Origin of the sequence: Saccharopolyspora soli (assembly GCF_022678645.1) — a bacterium.
Taxonomy (GTDB): Bacteria; Actinomycetota; Actinomycetes; order Mycobacteriales; family Pseudonocardiaceae; genus Saccharopolyspora; species Saccharopolyspora soli.
Genome location: NZ_JALBWV010000025.1, coordinates 56,691 through 78,192 on the forward strand (window position 1 = coordinate 56,691; position 21,502 = coordinate 78,192).

The following is a 21,502-nucleotide window of genomic DNA, read 5'->3' on the forward strand; positions in this document are numbered from 1 at the left end:
GCGCGACGAGGTTGGCCATGTCAGATCCGCAGTCCCGTCCCGTGCACGCCGTGCTCGTCGATCTGGGACAGCTCCTCCTCCGTCAGCGGCGGGAATTCGAGCGCCTTGACGTTGTGGTCCAACTGCCACACCGAGCTGGCTCCGATGAGCGCCGAGGTCACCTGCGGCTGCCGCAGCACCCACTGCAGCGCCAGCTGCGCCAGCGACTGGCCGCGCTGCTCGGCGATCTGGTTGAGGGCGTTGGCCCGCTGCCGGTAGGTCTCGTCGATGACGTCGGGCGAGAGGAACGTGCTGTTCTGGGCGCGCGCACCCGCCGGGACGCCATTGAGGTACTTGTCCGTCAGCAGTCCCTGCGCCAACGGCGAGTAGACGATCAGGCCGAAACCGTCCTCGGCGGCCAGCTTGAGCAGACCGCCGTTTTCCGGGCCGCGGTCGAAGATCGAGTAACGCGGCTGGTGGATCAGCAGCGGAACCCCCGCCCGGCGCAGCAGGTCGGCCGCTTCGTGCGCCCGCTCCGGTGGGTAGTTGGAGATGCCAGCGTAGAGCGCCTTTCCCTGTGCCACCGCGCTGACGAGCGCGCCGACGGTCTCCTCCAGCGGCGTGGTCGGGTCCGACCTGTGGCTGTAGAAGATGTCGACGTAGTCGGTGCCCAGGTCGCGCAAGCTGCGCTCCAGGGAGACGAGCAGCGACTTTCGCGAGCCGCCCTTCTGGTAGGGGCTGGGGCCGATCGGGTTACCGGCCTTGGTGGACAGGATCAGCTCGTCCCGGTACGGGGCCAGGTCCTTGCTGAGCACTCTCCCGAAGAACTGCTGCGCGGCGCGGTGCGGCGGTCCGTACCGGTCGGCGTTGTCGAAGTGCGTGATGCCCAGGTCGAAGGCGTGCAGCACGATTTCGCGCTGGGTCTCGTACGGGTAGTCGGTGCCGAACTTCTGCCACAGGCCGAAGGAGAACGCGGGCAGGTCGAGACCGGAGTTGCCAGCGCGTCGGTACTCGATCTGGTCGTAGCGGTCTTCGGCCGCCGCGTAGGTCTTCTCGATGGTCATCGGCTCCCTTTCGGTCGTCCAGTGGTTCAGAAGAGCCCGGTCGTCGGCGGTTCCTCGCCGGTCAAGTGGTACGCACCAGCCACCGCGGCTTTCCACCGCCGGGGGTTGTGGTTGGCGACCGTGCGGGCATTGCGCCAGTGCCGGTCGAAACCGAGATCGCGGTTGGTGATCGAGCCTCCCCCGACGTCGAAGAGCAGCTCGGCGGCGCGCAGCGCGGACTCTACGGCGATCACGCCGGTCTGCGCCACGGTGACCGCGGCCTCCGCGCCCACAGCTCGCGCCCTCGGTCCGGTCAAGCCGTGCACGCGAGCCAGCACTTCGGCGGCGAACAGCACCGCCGCGCGGGCCGCCTGCGCACGGGCGGCGATCTCGCCCACGGTCTCGCGCACGTACGGGTCCTCGACGCTCTTGTCGGCTGTGCTGTGCTTGATCGGTCGTGCCTTCTCGCGGGCGAACCAGATCGCGTCGTCGAGCACCGCGGCGGCGATACCCGCTTCCACCGCCGCCAGGTAGAGCTGGGCGAAGGAACCCGGCCACGGGCTGTCCAGCCGGGTGTTGTCGCGGACCTCGACTTCCTCCGCGTCGACCCGCACGTCCACCAGCCGCGTGGTGCCGCTCGCGGTAAGCCGCTGGCCGACCGCGTCGAAGTCGTCGAGCCGCTGCACGCCCTCGCGGTCCACCGGCACCGTGAAGCCCAGCACGGTCCCGTTCTCGTCCTTGGCCGAGCCGGAGAACCACGAGGCGTAGAGCCCACCGGTCGAGTAGTACTTCTCCCCGTTGATGACGTACCCGTCAGCGGCGCGCCGGATGGTGGTGTTGACCGACCCGCTCGCCCCGCCGGTGCGCTCGTTGGCGGTACCGGCGAAGAGATCTCCGTTGCGCAGCCGCCGCAGGGTGACCGCCCGGTTCGGCAGGTCTCGCAAGGTGGCCACCCGGTTGGCGACGAGGAAGCTGCTGCGCAGCGCTTGGGCCACGTTGGAGTCGGCGCGGGCGATGGCCATCACCAGGTCGACCACGTCCCGCAGCGAGCCGCCCGCGCCGCCGTCCTGCTCGGCGATGCCGATCAGCGTGATCCGCTGCTCGGCCAGCGCCCGGACGTCTTCGAAGGCGTACTCGCGGGCGCGTTCCCGCGCACCCGCAGCGGATCCGATGCGCTGCAGGATCGGAGCCACTGCGGCGCGGATGCTTTCGACGGTGTACCGGGCGCGCGTAGGGGGCTCTGCCGTGGTGCTGGTTTGGGTGTCGACGAGTTCTGCGCTCACGTCAGCACCTCCGCGACCTCGCGCAGACCGAACGCGGTCCGCAAGGTGGGTGGGAATGCGGCGGGGTCCACGATCTGCGTGACCAACTGCCGCAGCATGGCCACCACCGCCGCGGCGCCACCCTCGGGAACCAGCTCGAAACCGTTCAGCCGGTGTTCGGCGGCCCAGGCTCGGAGCTCGACAGCTGGGGTGTCCGGGCCGACCTCGACGCGGCCGAGGAGCGCGACGTCCTCCCGCGAACGGCCGACTTGCCGCAGCGCCACCGCGAGCGCGGCGTCGGCACCGGCGGCACGCTCCCGGTCGACCACGACGACATCCGCGGATCGCGCCACCGCGACCGGGTCGAGGGTGCCCAGGTCGGCCACCAGAACCGGGCGTCCCTGCGCCGACGAAGGTCCGTCCAACGGACCCGCGACGCGGTAGAAGGCGGCTTCGTGGTTGATCGGTTCGATGAGCGCGTCGTCGATGACGAGGCCCGCCGCCTGGTCTCCGATCAGCGCCGCACGCGGGAACGACTCCCACAGCCGGGTCAGCACCAGCGCGTACTCCGTCCAGCGCTGGGTCGGATCGGTCGCGCTGGGGTCCGGAACGGTCGCCTCGCTCACCTCGTCGCCGCTGCCCGCGCGCAGGGCGATGCCGGTCCGGCCAGCGGTGGCCCGGTCCAGGGAGAGCACGCGGCGCGCGGTGTTGTAGGGCGCGTTGTGGGTCGTCGGGACCTCGGCGACGTAGCCGACACGGCCGTGGATGCCAGCGAGGTAGGCGCCCACAACCGTCGGGTCGAGCGTGCGGCCCGCTCCACCGTCGACGAGCCGGATCGCCGCGACCCCGACCTCTTCGGCCACCGCCGCGATGGCGGCCGCGTCGGCGAGCTGGACCGGCGACGCGCCGACCGCGAGGGCGAGTTGGATCGCCTTGCTCACGAGGAGATCACTTCTCCTTCTTGGGACTCGGTCAAGCTGGTCACCGGGCCGCTACGAGCTCGTACGCCGCGGCCGGTACTGCGCCGAAGATCGAGCCCGAGGTGCTCGCGCAGCGTCGTCCCGTCGTACTCGGTCCGGAACAGGCCGCGACTCCGCAGTTCGGGAATCACGTGATCGGCGAAGTCGTCGAAGCCCGATGGCAGCACGTCGGGCATCACGTTGAAGCCGTCGGCCGCACCGGCGCGGAACCACGTCTCGATGTCGTCGGCGATCTGCTCCGGTGTCCCCACGACGATCCGGTGGCCACCGCCGCCGGAGAGCTTCTTCAGCAACCGGCCGAGGGGCGGTCTGTCCCGGTCGATGATTTCCCTTACGACTCGGTAGAAGGTCTGCGAACCACCGGCCTCGTCGGGGTCGACGAGCAGTTCGATCGGGATCGGTTCGTCGTCGCGCAGGCCGTCGAGGGAGATTCCGAGCTGCCCCGCCAGCCGGTTGCGGGCGTACGCGTCGGGGAGGACGTCGTCCAACAGCTCGCGTCGGGCCTCGGCTGCCGCCTCGGTGCTGCCCACCACGGTGGAAAGCCCTGGCAGCACCACGATTTCCTCGGGATTGCGCCCGAAGTCGGCCGCACCGTTGCGGATTTCGGCGCGGAAGGCGCGGGCGTGGTCGATGTCCTGATCCGCGGAGAAGATCACCTCGCCGACGCGGGAGGCCAACCGTCGCCCGTCGCTGGAGCCACCGGCCTGGACGACGATCGGCCGCCCCTGCGGGGAGGTGAACTCGCGACGCTGCGCCCAGTCGGCGATGACCCGCTCGGCGAAATCAGCGGCACGGCGGTAGCGCAGCGCGTGCTCGGGCTCTTGGGTCCGGCCGAAGTTGCGCGCCGCCACCGGCCCCGCCGTGGTCACCACGTTCCAGCCGAAGCGGCCGCCGCTGACGTAGTCGAGGTCGCCGAGCCGACGCGCCAGTTCGACCGGATCGTTGTAGGACGACGACAGCGTTGCGATCAGGCCGACCCGGTCGGTCTGGGCGGCGATCCGCGCCAGCACCGTGGTGGGCTCCAGGTCGTTGCCGGTGCGGTACTTGGTGCTCGGGTCGAGCGATGGGCCGTCCGCCAGGAAGACCGCGTCGAGTTTGGCTTCCTCGGCCTTCTTCGCGATCGAGGTGTAGTGCTCGATCCGGTAGCTCGCGGTGCCGTCGGTGTGCGGGAATCGCCACGAGCCACCGAACACGCCCGCGTTGAGGATGTTGACGTTGATGTGCAGTTGACGTGACATGCGCATTCTCCTCAGCGCGCGTCGGCGGGGGCTAGGCGGGCTCCGGGGATCGCCGCCAGCAGTTCCCGGGTGTACTCGTGCCGCGGGGAGCGGAAAACCCGCTCCACCGGGCCGGTTTCCAGCACGGCACCGTCCTTCATCACCGTGACGTCGTGCGCGATCAGGCGGACGACGCCGAGGTCGTGCGTCACGAACACGTAGCTGAGCCCGAACTCGGCCTGCAGGTCGACCAGCAGCTGCAGGATCTGGGCTTGGGCCGAGACGTCGAGCGCGCTCACCGCCTCGTCGAGGACGAGGACCTGCGGGGTGAGCGCGAGCGCTCGCGCGATCGCGACGCGCTGCCGCTGGCCGCCCGAGAGCTGGCTGGGCAGGCGATGCAGGTAGCTCTCGTCCAGGGACACCGCCGTCAGCAGCTCGACCACCCGCGCCGTGCGCTCCCGCCTGTCCTTGGCCAGCCCGAACGCGCGCAGTGGCTCGGCGATGATGCGGTTGACCGTGAACCTGGGATCCAGGGAGGTGAACGGGTTCTGGAACACGAACTGCAGATCCCGGCGGATCTCCCGCAGCTGCTGGCGACGAAGACCGGTCAGCTCCCGGTCACCGATGCGCACCGTGCCGGTATCCGCGGTGGCGAAAGCCGCCAGGATGCTCGCCAGTGTCGACTTGCCCGCACCGGACTCACCGACGATCGCGTGCGTGGTTCCCCCGCGCACCAACAGATTCGCGGAATCCAGTGCACACAGCTCACGGCCGCCCCGCAGGCGGTAGGTCTTGGTCAGCTCGCGCGCCTCCAACACCGTCGGCGCGGCGTCGGGAACCGCGCCCGAGGTCGGTTCGAGCCGACCGAGGTGGCGGGCGGGCGCGGAGTTCAACAGGCGGCGCGTGTAGTCGTCCTCGGTGTTGCCCAGCACCTCGTCCACGGAGCCCGCTTCGACGATTTCGCCCTGCCGCATCACCAGGATCCGATCCGAGCGGTCCAGCGCGACACCGAGATCGTGGGTGACCAGCAGGATCCCGATACCCAGTTCCTCGCGCAGCCGCACCAGGTGGTCGAGGATGACCTTCTGGACGGTGACGTCCAGTGCGCTGGTGGGTTCGTCAGCGAGGATGAGTTTCGGCTTGCCCGCCAAAGCGATCGCGATCAGCGCCCGTTGTTTCATACCGCCGCTGAGCTCGTGGGGATACTGGCCGAACACCCGCTCGGCGTCGGCGAGCCCTGCGGTGCGCAGGCTCACCAACGCGGCTTGTCGGTGCTGCGCGGCGCTTCTCGTCTCCCGTTCGTTGAACCGGACCGCCTCGATCACCTGTTGACCGATCTTCTTGACCGGGTTGAGCGAGGTGTTGGGATCCTGCGGGATGAAGCCCACGTGGTTGCCCCGCACCAGCGCCATCCGCTGGTCGTTCCAGCCGGTGACGTCGACGCCGTCGTAGACGATGGAGCCGGACCGGATCCGTGCGGAGCTCGGCAGCAGGCCGAGCGCACCCTGGACCACGGTGGTCTTGCCCGAGCCGGATTCGCCCACCAGCGAAACGAATTCACCCGGCGCCACGTGCAGGCCGACCCCGCGGACCGCCCGAGTCCACCTGCGGTGCCCGGTGCGGTAGTCGACCGCCAGATCTGTGATCCGCAGCAGCGCCTCGTTGTCCTCAACCGCAGTGGTGGTCATCAGCCGTGGTCCTTCCTGAGCGCGGTGCTGATCCGGTGGGTGGCGAGCACGACTACCGCCAACGCCGCCCCCGGCATGAGCGAGATCCACGGGTAGACCGCCACGAAATCACGCCCTTCCGCGACCAGCAGCCCCCACTCCGGTGTCGGTGGCGGTGCGCCGTAGCCGAGGAAACCGAGACCGGCAACGGCCAAGATCGCCTTGCCGATCTCCAGCGCCGCCAGCGCGAGCACCGAGCTCAGCGAATTCGGCACGATGTGCCGGAGCACCACGCCGAGCCGCCCGACGCCGAGCCCGTACGCCGCGCGCACGTAGTCCCGGGAGACGACGGTGAGCACCTCGGCACGCATGACCCGCGCGAAGGCGGCGATCGAGGAGATTCCCACTGCTAAGGCGATGTTGTTGGTGGAGTAGCCGAGCACCGACACGATCACCATGGCCAGCAGCAGGTTCGGGATGGCCAGGAAGACATCGGCCACCCGCATGATCGCGGTGTCGATCACGCCACCGGCGAATCCAGCGGCCAGCCCCACCCCAGAGCCGATGCCGAACCCGATGAGTACCGCGAACAGCGTCGCGGCCAGCGTGGTCGCCGCACCGAACACGCTGCGCGCGTACAGGTCCCGGCCCAGCCGGTCGGTGCCGAACCAGTGCTCCGCGCTCGGCGGCACGAAGCTGGCGGCCGGATCGCCGACCAAGGGACTGTAGGAGGTGAACGCTGCGGGGAACAGCGCCCAGCCGAGCGCGATTAGCAAGATGATCCACGCGAGCAGCAGTCCCGGCTTGCGGAGGAGCCCACCGAGCCGGGTGACCACACCACGGACGAAGTCGGAGGACCGGCCAGGTGCGGTCAGCGCGTTGGTATCGACGGTCATCACGTTCTTACCTCCGCGGGACGACGGGCGGGGGCGGTGGAGGCGGCGAGGGTGGCGCGCAGCCGCGGATCCAGCAGCGGGTAGATCAGGTCCACGGCCAGGTTGATCAGCGCGAAGCTCGCGGCGACGAACACGACGATTCCTTGCACCAGCGGCAGATCGAGGGTGCTGATCGCAGTCTGCGTCAGCCGTCCGAGCCCCTTGCGGGCGAAGACGGTCTCGGTGATGACCGATTCCACGATGAGGTTGCCGAATGTCACCCCGGCGATGGTCAGCGCGGGCAGGCTGGCGTTGCGGAAGACGTCACCGATGATGACGCGGCCGCGGGTGGCGCCCTTCGCCCAGCTCGTCGTGACGTAGCCGGAGCGGAACTCGGTGGCGAAACAGCGCACCAGCAGTTGCGCGATGGGACCGGAGACCGGGATCGCCAGCGTGATCAGCGGCAGCACCAGGCTCCGCCAACCCTCATCCCCGAACGCGGGGAACCAGCCGAGCTGGAAGGAGAAGACCTGCAACAGCAGAATGCCGGAGAGGAAGACCGGCACCGAGACCGAGGCCGTCGGTAGCGACTCGACCAGGTTGCGCAGCCACGGGTGCCGGGTCGCGGTCGCCACCAGCGCGGTCAGGAACGCGATGATCAGCGCGAGCAGCAGCGCCCCGACGGCGAGTACGAGGGTGTGCGGCAACACGTCGAGGACGGCGGTGCGCACCGATTGGCCCGACTGCACGGAGGTGCCGAAGTCACCCCGCACCGCGTGTCCCAGCCGGTCGAGGTACTGGAGCAGGACCGGCTCGTTGAAGCCGTAGCTGTCCGCGACCTGTTCGCGCACCTCCGGCGGCACGGCGTTGAGCTCGGCCGGATCGAAGAGGAGATCGACCGGATTGGCCGGGAGCACGAACAACAGGATGAAGGTCAGGGTGAACGCCGCCCACACCACGAACACCGCCCGGCCGACCTTCAGCGCGACATAACGCAGCACGACAACTCCTTTCCCGGCGCGCGGTTCACTTCCCGTTGCTCTTCCAGGTGTTCACGAAGTGGTTGCGGGACTGGGCGTCGAAGACGATGCCGTGCACGTACGGCGCCTGCGCGATCACCTGAGCCGGGTTGTAGACCGGGTTCACCAGCGCGTACTTGTCGAGCAGGATGTCTTGCGCCTCCTTGGCGTACCGGGCGCGCAAGGCAGGGTCCAAAGTGGTCTCCAGCTCGCCGAGCACCTGCGTGACGTCGTTCACGTCGACTCCGGTGGAGTCCTTCGTGACGTACGCGCCGTTGCCGCTCTGCGGGCTGTACTGCCAGTTGAGGACCGCCGGATCGTTGCGGGACCGGTTGGCGGCGGTGATGTTCCAGTCGGTCTCCGCCTTGGCCTGCTGGGCGGTGTAGTCCGGGATCGGCACCACGGTGAGTTGCAGGTCGACGCCGATCTTCCGCAGGTCCTGCTGGATGGACTCGTAAGCCGGTTTGTTCACCACCAGGTTGTTGATGCCAAGCAGCTTCACTTCCAGCTTCTTGCCGTCCTTGACCCGGATCCCGTCGGGACCGGCCACCCAACCGGCCGCGTCGAGGATCCGCCTGGCCTGCTCCGGGTCGTACCTCAGCGCCGAACCGCTGTAGTCGACGTGTCCGTGCACCGATGGTTCGAGGATCGAGTCCGCGACCGAGTAGGAGTCGGTCAGGATGGTCCGCTGGACCGTCTGCCGATCCCAGCCGAGCTGGATCGCCTTGCGGACCGCGATGTCGTTGGTCGGGAACAGCGAGCTGTTGAAGTCGAACCGGATCGACGTGCCGGACACGCCGCGGTGGATGATCTGGAAACCCCGGTCTGCCAGCGGCTTCTCATCGGTCGTACCGACGTCGAGGGTCGCGTCGAGAGTGCCGGAGGCCAGCGAACCGGTGCGGACGCTGGCCTCGGGGATCGTGTTGAACACGATCCGATCCAGGTACGCCTCGCCCTGGTGGTGCAGCGCGGGCGGAGCCCAGTTGTAGCCCGAGCGCTTTGCCAGGACTGTCGTGGCCTGCGGCTCCCACGACTCGTACACGAACGGACCGGTGCCGATCACCTTCTTCGGGTCCGTCCGCTGGTTCGCGCTGAGCTTCAGCGTGGACAGCGACAGGAAACCCGGTTGCGCATTGGCCGTGAACGACGATGCCTGGAGGAAGCTCGCGAGCGGCTTCGCGAAGCGGACCACCGCGGTGTGCTCGTCCACCACCCTGGTTTCGAGGTAGCCGGGCAGCAGGGTGGCGCCGTTGGGCAGGATCCCCAGGTTCGGGTCGCCGTGCACGTACTGGTCGAAGTTGGCCTTGACGACCTCGGCGTTGAACGGCGACCCGTCGCTGAAGGTCACGTCCCGCCGCAGGTGGAAGGTGAACTCGGTCAGATCCTGGTTGTATTCCCAAGACTGGGCCAGCCATGGCGTGATCTCACCGGTCTCGGGGTCCTGCCAGGTCAACTTGTCGGTGATGTTGTTGCCGATCAGCGACTCGGCGTAGTTGGTACCCCACTGCGGATCGGGGCTGCGCTGGTAGTCGATCAGCGCGAACTGCAGCGTGCCGCCCCGGACGGGCTCGCCGTCTCCCGCGCCCGCATCGGCGCCGCCGCCCCTGGTCGCGGCGAAACCGATCGCGGCGACCAGGAGGACGGCGAACGCGATCACCGGCCACCGCCACTTCTTGCGCGCGGACGTTGCGCTCTCGATGGAACTGCGAAGGTCGGACATGGACTTCTCCCGTGCTGGGGCAGCGGACGACGGCACGTTGTGATTTCTCCGCCGCTGGGCGGAAGAGGGCGCGCAGCGCCCTCGTGGCTGAACGGGGCTCCGATAGCCCGATGGATTGCGCGGGTTCGCTGCCGGTGCGGGCACTCAGGCGCGAAAGGTGCGGCGCTCGATCAGCCCCGACACCGCGCGCTGGCGAAGAACGCGAGGTCGACCTCGCGCCTGGACCAGAGGAGTGACTCGCGCACGAGGTGAACTCTAGGCCGCGAAACGAGAGTCGCCAACGCATCCCACGTGGCAGGATCGCGCGATCGGGAAATTCCCGGTACCAAACAACCGGATCAGTCCGCATCTCGCTGTCCACAATGAACTCACGGGTGTACCGGAGACACGCCGACTGCCGCCGCGCCCGTCGGTGGGACCGGGACGGGCAGGGCGAAACGACCGCGGATGGTGGGCTCGCGGTACTCCCGCGGGTATGCGCCTTCGGCTTGCAGCAACGGCACGACCTCGGCCACGAATCGTGCCAGGTCGTCGGGCAACACCGGTGGCTGGACGGTGAACCCGTCGACGGTACCGTCCGCCCACCAATCGAGAATGCCGTCGGCGACGTCCCGCGCAGTGCCGACGAGCAACCGGTGCCCGCCCTCGGTCCGCCGCACCAACTGCCGCGCGGTCAGCTTCTCGTCGGCGGTCAGTTCGGCGAGCGACCGCACGAAACCGACTGCGCCGTCCTGCCCCTCGTCCCACGCGAACACCGACGGATCCAACGGCACGTCGGGATCCACGGACATCCCGGTGCGGCGGAACAAGCTCGCCAGCAGCCCATCTTCGCCCGCCGAGCCGTGCAGCGCCTCGTGCCTGCGCAACGCCTCCTCGCGGGTGTCGCCGATGATCGGGACCAGCCCTGGCAGCAGGCGTACCGTCTCGGGGTCACGTCGGTGTGCGATGGCGCGCTCGCGGATCGCAGCGCCGTGCCGCGCGGCGGCCTGTTTGCCCAGCAGCGCGGCGTAGACCAGTTCGGCGTGCTTGCCCGCGAGATCGATGCCCGCCGCCGACGCTCCGGCCTGGGAGATGACCGGGTGTCCCTGCGGCCCGATCGGGACGTTGAGCGGGCCCGCGACGTCGAAGAACTCGCCGTGGTGATCGATGCGTCGCGCGGTTTCGGCGGTCCACAGGAACTCTTCTGGTGCAGGCCCGCCAGGGGTGTCCCAGCTCAGCCACAACTTCTTGACCACGCTGAGAAACTCGTCGGCGCGCCGGTACCGGTCGGCGCGGGCGGGCAGCGGGGCCGACCCGAAGTTCGCGGCGATGTCCGGGTTGAAGCTGGATACGACGTTCCACACCAGCCGTCCGCCGGAAATGGTGTCCAGGCTGGCCAACCGACGTGCCAGGTTGTAGGGCGAGTTGTAGGAGGTCGACGCGGTCAGCACGAAGCCGATGTCGGGTACCGTGGCGGCCAGCGCCGAGAACAGCACCACCGGGTCGAACGAGTGCAGCGGCCTGGAGGTGGCGTCGCGCTGCAGCGCGGTGTGGTCGGACAGGAACACCGCGTCGAAAACCCCGTCCCTGGCCAGTTTCGCCGCGTGCAAGTAGTGCTCGAAGTCGGCGAACCGGTTCCACCGGGTGCCCGGCCAGGCCCAGGACGAAGCCGCGTAACCGGTGCTGTTGATGCCGACGTTGAGGTGCAACCGCCGGGTTGGCATGCTCACCTTTCCTCTCACGTGTGCTGGCCGGGTCTCAAAGCCGTTGGCGGAACAGGTGGTTTTCCTCGCGGCGGTTGGCAGAAAGAAGTTGGGTTGGCTGTTGCGCATCAACTCGCGCAGGTGCGCGGGAGCCTTGTCGAGCCTGGCCAACACCCGCCGTCCCTCGGCCAGCAGCCGCGCGGCTGGCGCGAAAGAGCGAGGGAGAGTTCAGAAAAGGACCGCGGCGCGGAGCTTTCGCGAGATGGTCGCGCGACTCAGCGACAGCGCGCCGCACACATCGACATGTGGTCGATGTAGCGCCGGGAAACCAACGCGGTCCCGATGCCCATGACCCCACTATCACGTAGTTCACCATGCTGTGGAAGAGCATTTCGGTATGTGGACGGCAGGATCACGACGCGACCGCCTGCGGCGCTCCGGACGCCATGGCACGCAGTTCGGCGACCGCGTCCGCCAGCAGCGCGACTCCGTTCGGCTGCAGCCGCCACCGGTCCAGCCGACGCCGAAACCACCTGTCATACAGGAAACATCCGGGTAGCACGGTGCCCGCCTCGTGCGCGAGCATGCGCCCCAGGCCGGTGGCCTGACTGCGCAACGCGCCGAATCCGACGGGCAGTACGGCCTTGTCCTCCACCGCGCTGCGCGGCAGATCCCCCAGCCACGCGCGCAGCGGCGCGCTTCCGGACGGTTCGTAGCGCGGAGTCACCACGACGACCGCGTCAGCGGCGGCGACGGTCTCGAAAGACCGCTGCACATGCGGGTCCGCGCACCCGGTGAGCAGAGCCGAATGCGGAAGCCCATCCATCTCGATCGCCGCCACGCCCGCGTTCACCCCACGCAGTTCGCGGCGGAGCACACGGGCGATCTCGCCGCCCCGGGAACGCTGCGACGGCCTGCCGGTGATCAGTGCAATGTGGACCATTTCTCTCCAGATTAGGAGCCGGGGCCCGCCATCAGGGGGCAGGCCCCGGCTGTCCCAGCCGAACAGCCGGTGTCAGTGACGGATTGCTTCGTGCAGCACCACCGGGCACACGCGGTCACACCGGCGAGCACGTATGCCGTCGAGCGAAAAGGGAACGGCCGGGCCAGCTCAGACCAACGGCCGCGGGTGGCGCGTCAACAGATCGCGCTGCACACCCGCAACAGATCGATGTGGTTGCGCACCACGAGATCGATCAGACTCCGCATGCGGTGCATCGTGACAGCGGAATCCCGCGCTGTAAATGATCGCCATCCGCCATCTCAACCACTGGGCACGGAACCTTCTGTCCGCGGCCGGGACGAGCAGCTTGCCAGCCAGTGCTCCGCTGTTCGGGCCGGTGCTGTTCACGCCGTACGGGATGCGCGGCGAGACGTCGAGCCAGCGGGTCGCACCGGCCTATGTCAAGTTGTCGGGACAGAACCTCGTCGAACTCGGCATCGAGATCATCCTCGTAGCGACACCACCGCCATCGCGAATTGCGGCCGACCGTCAGCTGGACTCAGGTGTTGTCCCAGCACCAAGATCGGTGGCGGTTCCTGAATTTCCGCAGTAGTGGTCGAATCCAGTCCACCGGAGATGACCAAGCGCTCCTCACGCCGAAGTCTGTCCTGCCCAATCGCGGGGCGATCCGGTGCCCACCCGGGGTGGGTCTCTTGGTGCGCACCGTCGGGTTGCGTTGGTCGACGCGGGTGGTGTCACGGACAGTGCCGACGTACTCCTCGACGAGATCTTCTAAAGCGACGACGCCGACCGGAGTGCGGTTGATGTCGACATTGGTGGCGAGGTGGCCGCCTTCGCGGCGCAGGATCGTCATGGCTTCGTCGAGCCGGGCACCGACCGGCACGGTCGGCAGCCGTCGAATGCGAGCAGGAGCGATCGGGGTCGACGAGCGCGGCGACCGCACGACCCGCTTCCATGGAGAATTTACGCATAAGCGGCATTGTTGCCGCCTGGAGGCAGCACACTGCCGTCACCCTGCCCGCGCCCGTCCAAACGGTCACGAGACGGCGCGTTTTCCTGCATCGACCCAGGATTCCGCCACTGCTAGGTGCCAACAACCACTTGTCAGTTGCCTCGTACTCGCAGCTGCAACGTTGTCGCGTGCGCAAGTGAGCACGTATCTTGAGGGTTAGACGACACGAGGCAGGAGTTCCGCTATGAGTCAGCCCTCTACGCACGGGCACGGGCACGGGCACGGGCACGGCGCAACGCGGCGATCGGGACTGTGGGCGCAACTCAAGCACGCGGTCACACCGCACAGCCACGACAGCACCGAGATCGTCGACGATGCGCTCGAAACCAGCCAGCAAGGCATGCGGGCGTTGTGGATTTCCTTCGCCGGTTTGATGGTCACCGCGGTCTTCCAGGTGGTCATCGTCAGCTTCACTGGGTCGGTGGCGTTGCTCGGCGACACCCTGCACAACTTCGCGGACGCGTTGACCGCAGTTCCCTTGGCCATCGCGTTCCTGTTGGGACGCCGGGCAGCGACCCGCCGGTTCACCTACGGCCTGGGCCGCGCCGAGGACATCGCCGGGCTGATCATCCTGGCGATCATGGCCGCATCGGCGGTGTTCGCGGGTTGGGAGGCGATCAACCGCCTGATCGAGCCCCGGGAGATGACAAATATCGGCTGGGTGGCCGCCGCTGGCGTGATCGGGTTCGCCGGGAACGAGATCGTGGCCCGCTACCGGATCGTCGTGGGCCGCAAGATCGGCTCGGCCGCGCTGGTCGCCGACGGTCTCCACGCGCGCACGGACGGGTTCACCAGCCTGGCGGTGCTGCTGTCCGCCGGTGGTGCTTGGCTCGGCTGGCAGTGGGCCGACCCGGTGGTCGGTCTGGCGATCACGGTGGCGATCGTGTCCGTGCTGTGGGGAGCGGCCAAGGAAGTGTTCGCCCGGCTGCTCGACGCGGTTGATCCGGAACTCCTCACCAAGGCCGAGTCCACCCTCGCCGACACCGACGGCGTCTGGGGAGTCAGCGGGCTCCGGATGCGGTGGGTCGGCCACAACCTGACCGCCGAGGCCGAACTCGACGTCGCCCACGACCTCACGTTGTCCCAGGCCCACAACATCGCCCACGACGCCGAACACCGCCTCCTCCACGCAGTGCCCCGCCTGTCACGAGCGCTCATCCACGCGCACCCGCGCGGACATCACGGAGATGCCCAGCACGATCTCGTTCGCCACCACCAAAATCCAGCCACGACGGCCGCCGGATGAGCCGCGCGGGTACCGCTCCTACACGCGCGGGAAGGGCCACGAGTTGGCGACGCAGGTCTTTCCATCGGCAACGACACCGTCGGCTCCGATCCGGGCGAGGTAGTCGTTGGAAGTGCTCCAGGTCTGCTGCATCATGATCGGAGCCAGTTCACCTTCGACGGGGCAACCGATGTGGTCGAAGCCCAAGGCATGCCCGACCTCGTGGTTGACGACGTATTGCTGGTAGGCCGTGATGTTGCCGTCGAAAACGTAGGACCCGCGCTCCAAACGGGCGGTGTTGATCACCACGCGCCTCATGTCCCCGCGCCAGCACGAGCCCTCGAAGGGGATGTCGAACCCGCACAGCGATCGAGTGCTCAGCTGAGATGTCAGGCTCACCCGGATGTCCGCGTCCGCGCTGTTCACCCGACGCAGGGTGTACCGCCCGCTACCCGCCCAACTCTTCGGATGCGCCAGGACGCTGTCGACCATGCGGCTGAAACTGGCGTCACCACCGGGAAGATCGACCTGCTCTTCGATCTCGATGCTGTAGGTGAACTCCTGCGGGCCGCTGCCGACGGTTGCCGCAGCGGCTGGAACGACTCGCCAACGGCCAGCACCGCGCTCGACGAAAGGACCTCCCGGTGGTAACTCCGCTGTTTCGCCGGTTCGGGCTGGGCGCGCCAATGCGTTCGGATTCGGTATCGCTGGTGGCAACCGGTCCGGATCAGCGGCTTCGTCGACACCGCGACCGTGCAGTCGCTGGTCGGTGGCCGCCTCGGTCGTCGGCGCGGGCATTTGGAGGATGCGCACGACACTGACCCCAGTGATCAGCACCATCGCCGCAGTGGCCAAACCTGCCATCGCGCGAGCAACGGACGTCGGCGCGCTGGCGGCGCCTGGGCTGCCGGTGGGCGCCGCGCCGCGACCAGGGGTTCCCGCTTCGAACCGACCCGTCTCCCACCGCCGGACCGTTCGAAACCTGCCCCCAGGTCGGCGGACGACGCGCTGTCCGACTCCCGTGACGGCGTCACGACACCTCCTCGATTGCCCGCGATGAACGGGCGTTGCTAGTTTTCCACCGCTCCCCGGGACGCTGATTGCAATGCGGCCGGGGACACGGCAATGTGTGTGCTCATGTATGCAAGCGACGACCAACAGCAGGAAGGGATGTGGCGAGAGCTGCCTGCCGACGACCACGTCGAGGCCGCCGCGACCGCATTCCGGATGCTGTCGGATCCGACCCGCGTACGTCTGCTGTGGCTGTTGTGCGGAGCCGAATACGACGTGACGAGCTTGGCCGACCGGATCGGCGTCGCCAGACCTGCGGTGTCCCAGCACTTGGCGAAGCTGCGCCTCGCGGGCCTCGTGTCGCTTCGGCGAGAGGGCCGACGTGCCGTGTACCGAGCCAAGGGAGGGCACGTGCGCCGCCTGCTGACCGAGACGGTGGAAGCCGCTGATCACCACATCACCGGCGCCGCCGAACACGACTGACCGCGCGCCCTGCACCACGAGGAGCCGGGGCGGCTCGCCCGGCAAGAACGAGCCGCCACTGTCGATGTCGCTTCGACAGCTCACCAGTTCACCGGGACTTCGCCCCAACGAACTCGTCACGCGTCCGGCGGGCACCGTGCGCACGGCGTCGGCGATGTCCGCGCCGTTTACCTTGACGGGCCGGTCCAGCTTGACCTTGGTGATCTGGACGGTCCAACCGGGCTTTCCTCCACGCGCAGCGAGGAGATCGGATGTTCAGTGGGGAAGGTGAGTTCCAGCTTGACGGTGCCGAACGTGGGCGACTCGTTGGGAACTCGGAAGGAGATTCGGCTCGTGTCACCACGCGACACCTCGCTGGGCTCGGTGCTCACGTGCGCGGATGCCACGCCTGCGGTGACTGCCAGCGCGATCATCGCCACCGAGAACCCGGCTGCGCCGCGCCGGGCAGGTCGTGCGGCCAGGCCAGAACTCCGGTCGCCAACTCGGTCACTGCGCACTGCGGCCGCGCCGAGCTCAGTAACTCCGAACCCATCCACTGGCAGTCACCAGTGCTCGCGTCTGCGGGCTGAACAGCGGGACCACGACGCGCCCAGCTCCCCTCCAGCGGGGAATGGATCGCACCCGGGAAACTATATGAAAATGGTTTTCGTTACCATATAATGGTCCGGGCTCTCCTACGACGTTTGCGAGGCGCGATGAACGAGGCGTTGAGCCTTACCTGCGCGGCGAGCCCTGAGCTCACGAAGCGGCTGAGCGGTGCACCGGAACCGCATCCTCTACAGCACGCGTTGCGAAGCAGACCCGCCGACGCACGGCACGTAGTGATTGCGGGGACCAGCAGGCACCATGACTTCGCTTCCCGATCGAATCGGCATCCAAACACGTCAGCGACGCGATGTGCGCCGAGCTCTCGCGAACGTCCGCGGTTTCGTCAGCGCTCAAACACTGCACCTCACCCTGCGCTCAGCGGGAACCAACATCGGGCTGGCCACTGTGTACCGGGCACTGCACGCATTCGTCGCCGCGGGACAAGCCGAAACCATCCATGACGCCACCGGCACCCAGCTGTACCGCCTGGCTGCTGAGGACGGGCGGTCGTACCGCCTCGTGTGCCGTGATTGCCAACGGCGATTACCGATTGCCGTGACGTTCGTCGAGAACTGGGCGACCGCAGTCGCGACCGCGCACGGCTTCAGCGACGTACATCTCGTCCTGGAGATCGCCGGACGCTGCGCGGCGTGCTCCACCCCACCGCGCAGCCGACGCCAACCACACGGCACCAGCGGCAAGTGCTGCAAGCGATCGGTATGCCGATGCTGATCTCAGTCCAGTACCACAACAACGAGCCACGAATCTGAACTGGTACTTGGTCTGTCCAAAGGGGATCCGGCAGGTCCCGATCACGATTGCGTTCAGGTGATGGGCAGTCCGGTCAGGGCGGCGACAGCTCCGAGTGCGGCGCAAACGGCGAGGACGCGCAGCATCGGCCAGCGCAGGGCGAAGACGAGCACGAGGGCGATTGCGGTGATGGCGGCTGCGACGGGGCGGATGCTGGCCAGCTCGGGAACGCTCAGTTGCAGTGGTCCGAGCTGCCCCAGGTGGGTGCTGGCGAACAGGGTGTGGCCTGCGAAGTAGAGGGCGAGGTTGGCGATCACGCCGACCACGGCGGCGGTGATGCCGGTCAAGGCTGCCGAGAGAGAGCGGTTGTGCCGAAGGCGTTCGACATGTGGTGCGCCGAGGAGGATGAACAAGAAGCAGGGTACGAAGGTGACCCAGGTCGTCAACAGCGCTCCCAGCACGGCGGCAACCCAGGGGTTGAGCGAGCCCGGATTGTGGTAGGCGCCGAGGAAAGCCACGAACTGCACCACCATGATCAGCGGGCCCGGAGTCGTTTCGGCCAATGCGAGGCCGCGAACCATGTCGGAGGCGGACAGCCAGCCGTACACCTCCACAGCGCGCTGCGCGACGAAGGCCAGAACGGCGTACGCGCCCCCGAAGGTGACCAGAGCGGTACCGGAGAAGAACACCCCTTGCGTGGTGAACACGCTGCCCACCCCGGTGAACGCGGCAACCAGCACGACGGGCAGGGCCCAGACGGCAAGCCCGACCGCGAGAATCTGCAGGCTGCGGCGGAGTGTGGGTCTCTCGTGGTGCAGCGACTCGTCGGAAATCAGCGGCGCCGGACCGTCGTCGCCGTTGCCCTCGGCGTGGTGCACCGTGCTCGGCGCGAACCGCGCCAAGATCCAGCCGATCAGTCCGGCGGCGGCGATGACCACGGGGAATGGAACACCGAAAACGGCGATGGCCATGAACGCCCCGACAGCAAGACCGACCAGCGCGGGGTGTCCAAGAGCTCGCCGCCCAACCCGTACCACCGCTTGCGCGACGATGGCCACCACCGCGGGCGCCAGCCCGGCGAAAATCGCGGTGACCGCCGTGGTGTCGCCGAAGGCGACGTAGATCACCGACAGCCCCAACAACGCGATCACACCTGGCAGCACGAACAGGGTTCCGGCGACCAATCCGCCGCGCAGCCCGTTGAGCAACCATCCGATGTAGATGGCCAACTGCTGCGCCTCGGGGCCGGGTAACAGCATGCAGTAGTTCAGGGCGTGCAGGAACCGCCGTTGGCCGATCCAGCGCTTCTGGTCGACCAACGTGCGCTGCATGACCGCGATCTGCCCCGCGGGACCACCGAAGGTTTGCAGCGAAATCGTGAACCAGGTGCGCACGGCCTGCCGAAACGGCACCAGGTCACCGCAGGTTTGGGGCTGCTCCTGCGTCAGGTCCGAGCTTTGATCATCGGCCGGGGTGGAAGTCATCGACACCATTCCTCGAACGGGGTTGTGGTCAGGCGGGTTCGCGGCCGAGCAGGGTGGCACGGCGGTAGTACTCGTAGAGCCCGTCGAAGATCGGACCGGTGTGGGTCAGGACCTGTTCGTCGTCGCAGACCATCGACAGGGCGCGCAGTGCCACGTCGAAGCCGGGGGCTTCCGGTGCGTCGTAGCGTTCGTCGTCGATGTCGGCTTCGTGGATGATCTCGGCGATCCGCCACAGCACGGGGTCGGTGATCTCGTAGCGGCGAAGGATGGTTTCGAAGCTGCAATCACCCTGGTGGTGCGAGAGTTCGACACCGCGCATGTCGAACGGCGTCGCGTCCTCGGGCACGTCGGCGGGGTCGGCGACGAAGACGAATTCCGCCTCGGCGTCGATCGTGCGCCGGATCAACCAGGCGCAGGCCGCCCGATCGATGTGGATGTTCGCTCGGGTGGCCCACTTCATCGCGTCTCCTCCGCCACATCGGCCGCGGCCTGGGCCAGCGTCTCGACGGCCTGGCGGGCTTCGTCCCGCTCGCCGGGCGGGAAGTAGTCGCGGCGGGTCACGCGGCGCAATTCAGCTCGCAGCCGCCGCGCCGCCGAGGCCCGACCACCGTCGCCGAGCTCCGCCGCTGCACCGGCTTCGTCGATGATCGCCCGGTATTCCTCCGCCCGAGCCGACGCCATGCTCCTGGCCAACTCCCGCTCTTGAGCCGTGGTAGCGGGCCGGGCGATCCAGATCCCCGCCGTCCCCCCGGCATCAACGACCTCGTCCGCGAGCCACTCCAGGTGCTCCCGTGTCCGGGCATCGGCGGGCAACGCCACCACACCATCGGCGAGCTGGGCCACGCCCAAGCGTTTGAGCTTGCGCCACACCGCGATCCGCGGAGTGGAGGGCTCCCGCGGCATCCGATACGACAACAACACCCACTCCCCCGGCGAGCGCTCAGCACTGTTCAATGACATGCAACCAGGGTTACATTGAAACCACGGTTACAACAAGACATGAGGGGAATGCGACCACCCAATGGAACAGCCGGAGCTGTTCTCCCTGACCAACGTCACCGTGCGCCGCCGCCACAGCACGGTGCTCAACGAGGTATCCCTGCGGATCACCGCAGGTCGGTGCACCGCCCTACTAGGACCCAGCGGCAGCGGCAAGACGACCTTGCTGCGGCTGCTGACCCGGCTCGAAGAACCCGACCGCGGCCACATCACCGTCGACGGCACTCGCCTCGACGACCTGGATGTGCTCGCGCTGCGGCGTCGCATCCAGTTCATCGCTCAACAGCCCACGCTCCTGACCGACACCGTGCTCGACGAACTCCGGGTCGCGACGCCGCGGATCAGCGAGTCGAGCGCAGCCGAGGTGCTGGAAAAAGCCGCACTCCCGCCCGAGACGTTCCTGCACCGGTCCACCACAGGACTCTCCGGCGGCGAAGCCCAACGCCTCTGCCTGGCACGGGGACTCACCCTGCACCCAGATGCGCTCCTGCTCGACGAACCGACCTCCGCCCTGGACGACACGAGCGCAGACGCGATCGCCGCAACCGTGCGGCGATTCACCGCAACAGGCGGGAGCGTGGTCCTGGTCAGCCACGACAACAGAATCGTCGACCGCCTAGCGGACGAGGTTTTCATCCTGGACAACGGACACGTGGCCGGTCCGAGCAGAACAACCGAAATCGAGTTCCCGAGGAGCGAATCATGACCGGCCTCACCGTCCCCACCTGGACCGCCGTCGCCGCTTCGCTGCTACTGGTCGCGCTCACCGCAGCCCTCGCGCTGCGCCACCGCTTGCACCTGACCAAAGAACTGGTCGTGGCGTCCGTCCGCGCTGGCGTCCAACTCATCGCAGTGGGCGCGGTGCTGGTGGCCCTCTTCGAATACGCAGGGCTGCCCGGCGCTCTGGGCTGGATCGCGTTCATGGTCGCGCTCGGCGGTCAAGTAGCCGGATACCGAGGCCGCGGCCTGCCCTGGGCCCGAACCACAGCCACCGCAGGCGTCGCCACCGCGAGCACCATCACCCTGGGCTCGTTGGTCGCCCTAGGCGCGATCTCCCCTCAGCCTCGCATACTGGTTCCCATCGGGGGAATGATCGTCTCCGGCGCGATGCAAGCCACCGCCGTGGCACTGCGGCGAATTCGGGAACAAGCACAGTCCAGTCGTCCGGCCATCGAGGCCCGCCTGTCCTTGGGACTGTCCGCGCGCGAGGCGTTCCTGCCCTTCCAACGCTCGGCCCTGCGCACCGCGCTGCTGCCCGCCATCGACTCCACCAAGGTCGTCGGGCTGATCAGCTTGCCCGGCGCCATGACCGGCCTGATCCTCGCCGGAGTCGACCCGCTGACCGCGATCCGCTACCAGATCATCGTCATGTACATGCTGCTCGCCGCCACCACCATCGCTGCACTGACCGCAACCCGGCTAGCCGAACGAGCCCTGTTCGACAGCGCCCACCGACTCGCACCGCTCACCACCGGATAGCACCGCATCGCACTCGGCTGCGATCGCCGAGGTCAGGTTCGGACCCTGTTACGAACGAGCAGG

At 68.0% G+C, this 21,502-nt stretch carries 21 protein-coding genes; 5 read left to right on the plus strand and 16 right to left on the minus strand.

Annotated elements, in window-relative coordinates; translation table 11 throughout:
• Positions 1–20 precede the first annotated feature (20 nt).
• From MOQ72_RS20135 to MOQ72_RS20185, 11 genes are all read right to left on the minus strand, one after another.
• Positions 21–1,043: an aldo/keto reductase gene (locus MOQ72_RS20135; protein WP_242185433.1), complete on the minus strand. Its 1,023-nt coding sequence runs from the start codon at positions 1,041–1,043 to the stop codon at positions 21–23.
• Between the two features lie 26 nt (positions 1,044–1,069).
• On the minus strand, positions 1,070–2,305 hold the full coding sequence (locus tag MOQ72_RS20140) for an acyl-CoA dehydrogenase family protein (RefSeq protein ID WP_242185434.1): 1,236 nt from the start codon (positions 2,303–2,305) through the stop codon (positions 1,070–1,072).
• Positions 2,302–3,225, minus strand: a complete 924-nt coding sequence (locus MOQ72_RS20145; protein WP_242185435.1) for an LLM class oxidoreductase — start codon at positions 3,223–3,225, stop codon at positions 2,302–2,304. Before MOQ72_RS20145 ends, MOQ72_RS20140 begins: the two co-directional genes overlap by 4 nt.
• A complete protein-coding gene (locus MOQ72_RS20150; RefSeq protein WP_242185436.1) occupies positions 3,222–4,502 on the minus strand; it encodes an LLM class flavin-dependent oxidoreductase in 1,281 nt (426 codons plus the stop codon). The genes MOQ72_RS20145 and MOQ72_RS20150 overlap by 4 nt, the downstream gene beginning before the upstream one ends.
• 11 nt (positions 4,503–4,513) lie before the next feature.
• Positions 4,514–6,169: a dipeptide ABC transporter ATP-binding protein gene (locus MOQ72_RS20155; RefSeq protein WP_242185437.1), complete on the minus strand. Its 1,656-nt coding sequence runs from the start codon at positions 6,167–6,169 to the stop codon at positions 4,514–4,516.
• Positions 6,169–7,044: an ABC transporter permease gene (locus tag MOQ72_RS20160; RefSeq protein WP_242185439.1), complete on the minus strand. Its 876-nt coding sequence runs from the start codon at positions 7,042–7,044 to the stop codon at positions 6,169–6,171. The genes MOQ72_RS20155 and MOQ72_RS20160 overlap by 1 nt, the downstream gene beginning before the upstream one ends.
• Positions 7,044–8,024, minus strand: coding sequence for an ABC transporter permease (locus tag MOQ72_RS20165; RefSeq protein ID WP_242185441.1), 981 nt, complete (start codon positions 8,022–8,024; stop codon positions 7,044–7,046). Before MOQ72_RS20165 ends, MOQ72_RS20160 begins: the two co-directional genes overlap by 1 nt.
• Positions 8,025–8,049: 25 nt before the next feature.
• Positions 8,050–9,762: an ABC transporter substrate-binding protein gene (locus MOQ72_RS20170; RefSeq protein ID WP_242185443.1), complete on the minus strand. Its 1,713-nt coding sequence runs from the start codon at positions 9,760–9,762 to the stop codon at positions 8,050–8,052.
• A gap of 368 nt (positions 9,763–10,130) precedes the next feature.
• Positions 10,131–11,465 carry an NtaA/DmoA family FMN-dependent monooxygenase gene (locus MOQ72_RS20175; protein WP_242185490.1) on the minus strand — a complete coding sequence of 445 codons (1,335 nt, stop codon included), beginning with the start codon at positions 11,463–11,465 and terminating at the stop codon, positions 10,131–10,133.
• 391 nt (positions 11,466–11,856) lie between these two features.
• A complete protein-coding gene (locus MOQ72_RS20180; RefSeq protein ID WP_242185445.1) occupies positions 11,857–12,387 on the minus strand; it encodes an NAD(P)H-dependent oxidoreductase in 531 nt (176 codons plus the stop codon).
• A gap of 559 nt (positions 12,388–12,946) precedes the next feature.
• Complete coding sequence (locus MOQ72_RS20185; RefSeq protein ID WP_242185446.1) at positions 12,947–13,291, minus strand: hypothetical protein; 345 nt, start codon at positions 13,289–13,291, stop codon at positions 12,947–12,949.
• 313 nt (positions 13,292–13,604) lie between these two features.
• Here MOQ72_RS20185 and MOQ72_RS20190 point away from each other — a divergent pair, with 313 nt between their 5' ends.
• Entirely contained in the window at positions 13,605–14,666 is a 1,062-nt protein-coding gene (locus MOQ72_RS20190) for a cation diffusion facilitator family transporter (protein WP_242185448.1), read from the plus strand.
• A gap of 18 nt (positions 14,667–14,684) precedes the next feature.
• On the opposite strand, the gene MOQ72_RS20195 is transcribed toward MOQ72_RS20190, so the two are convergent.
• A complete protein-coding gene (locus tag MOQ72_RS20195; protein ID WP_242185449.1) occupies positions 14,685–15,509 on the minus strand; it encodes a DUF3152 domain-containing protein in 825 nt (274 codons plus the stop codon).
• A gap of 273 nt (positions 15,510–15,782) precedes the next feature.
• On the opposite strand from MOQ72_RS20195, the gene MOQ72_RS20200 reads away from it, so the two are divergent.
• Entirely contained in the window at positions 15,783–16,139 is a 357-nt protein-coding gene (locus tag MOQ72_RS20200) for an ArsR/SmtB family transcription factor (protein WP_242185450.1), read from the plus strand.
• A 167-nt stretch (positions 16,140–16,306) separates the two neighbouring features.
• On the opposite strand, the gene MOQ72_RS45655 is transcribed toward MOQ72_RS20200, so the two are convergent.
• The gene (locus MOQ72_RS45655) at positions 16,307–16,552 is read right to left on the minus strand and encodes a DUF1775 domain-containing protein (protein ID WP_372495489.1); all 246 of its coding nucleotides are present in this window, start codon (positions 16,550–16,552) and stop codon (positions 16,307–16,309) included.
• 433 nt (positions 16,553–16,985) lie between these two features.
• On the opposite strand from MOQ72_RS45655, the gene MOQ72_RS20205 reads away from it, so the two are divergent.
• Positions 16,986–17,459: a Fur family transcriptional regulator gene (locus MOQ72_RS20205; RefSeq protein ID WP_242185451.1), complete on the plus strand. Its 474-nt coding sequence runs from the start codon at positions 16,986–16,988 to the stop codon at positions 17,457–17,459.
• Positions 17,460–17,551: 92 nt separating this feature from the next.
• Here MOQ72_RS20205 and chrA read toward each other — a convergent pair whose 3' ends face one another.
• The 3 genes from chrA to MOQ72_RS20220 are packed head-to-tail and all read right to left on the minus strand — an operon-like array spanning position 17,552 to position 19,921.
• A complete protein-coding gene (chrA, locus tag MOQ72_RS20210; RefSeq protein ID WP_242185452.1) occupies positions 17,552–18,961 on the minus strand; it encodes a chromate efflux transporter in 1,410 nt (469 codons plus the stop codon).
• A gap of 28 nt (positions 18,962–18,989) precedes the next feature.
• Positions 18,990–19,421: a chromate resistance protein ChrB domain-containing protein gene (locus MOQ72_RS20215; protein WP_242185453.1), complete on the minus strand. Its 432-nt coding sequence runs from the start codon at positions 19,419–19,421 to the stop codon at positions 18,990–18,992.
• Positions 19,418–19,921: a Chromate resistance protein ChrB gene (locus MOQ72_RS20220; RefSeq protein WP_242185454.1), complete on the minus strand. Its 504-nt coding sequence runs from the start codon at positions 19,919–19,921 to the stop codon at positions 19,418–19,420. Before MOQ72_RS20220 ends, MOQ72_RS20215 begins: the two co-directional genes overlap by 4 nt.
• 61 nt (positions 19,922–19,982) lie before the next feature.
• Between MOQ72_RS20220 and MOQ72_RS20225 the strand changes: the two genes are divergently transcribed.
• Together MOQ72_RS20225 and MOQ72_RS20230 are read left to right on the plus strand one after the other, a co-directional pair.
• The gene (locus MOQ72_RS20225) at positions 19,983–20,666 is read left to right on the plus strand and encodes an ABC transporter ATP-binding protein (RefSeq protein ID WP_242185456.1); all 684 of its coding nucleotides are present in this window, start codon (positions 19,983–19,985) and stop codon (positions 20,664–20,666) included.
• A complete protein-coding gene (locus tag MOQ72_RS20230; RefSeq protein ID WP_242185457.1) occupies positions 20,663–21,439 on the plus strand; it encodes an ABC transporter permease in 777 nt (258 codons plus the stop codon). The genes MOQ72_RS20225 and MOQ72_RS20230 overlap by 4 nt, the downstream gene beginning before the upstream one ends.
• The last annotated feature ends 63 nt before the right edge of the window (positions 21,440–21,502 follow it).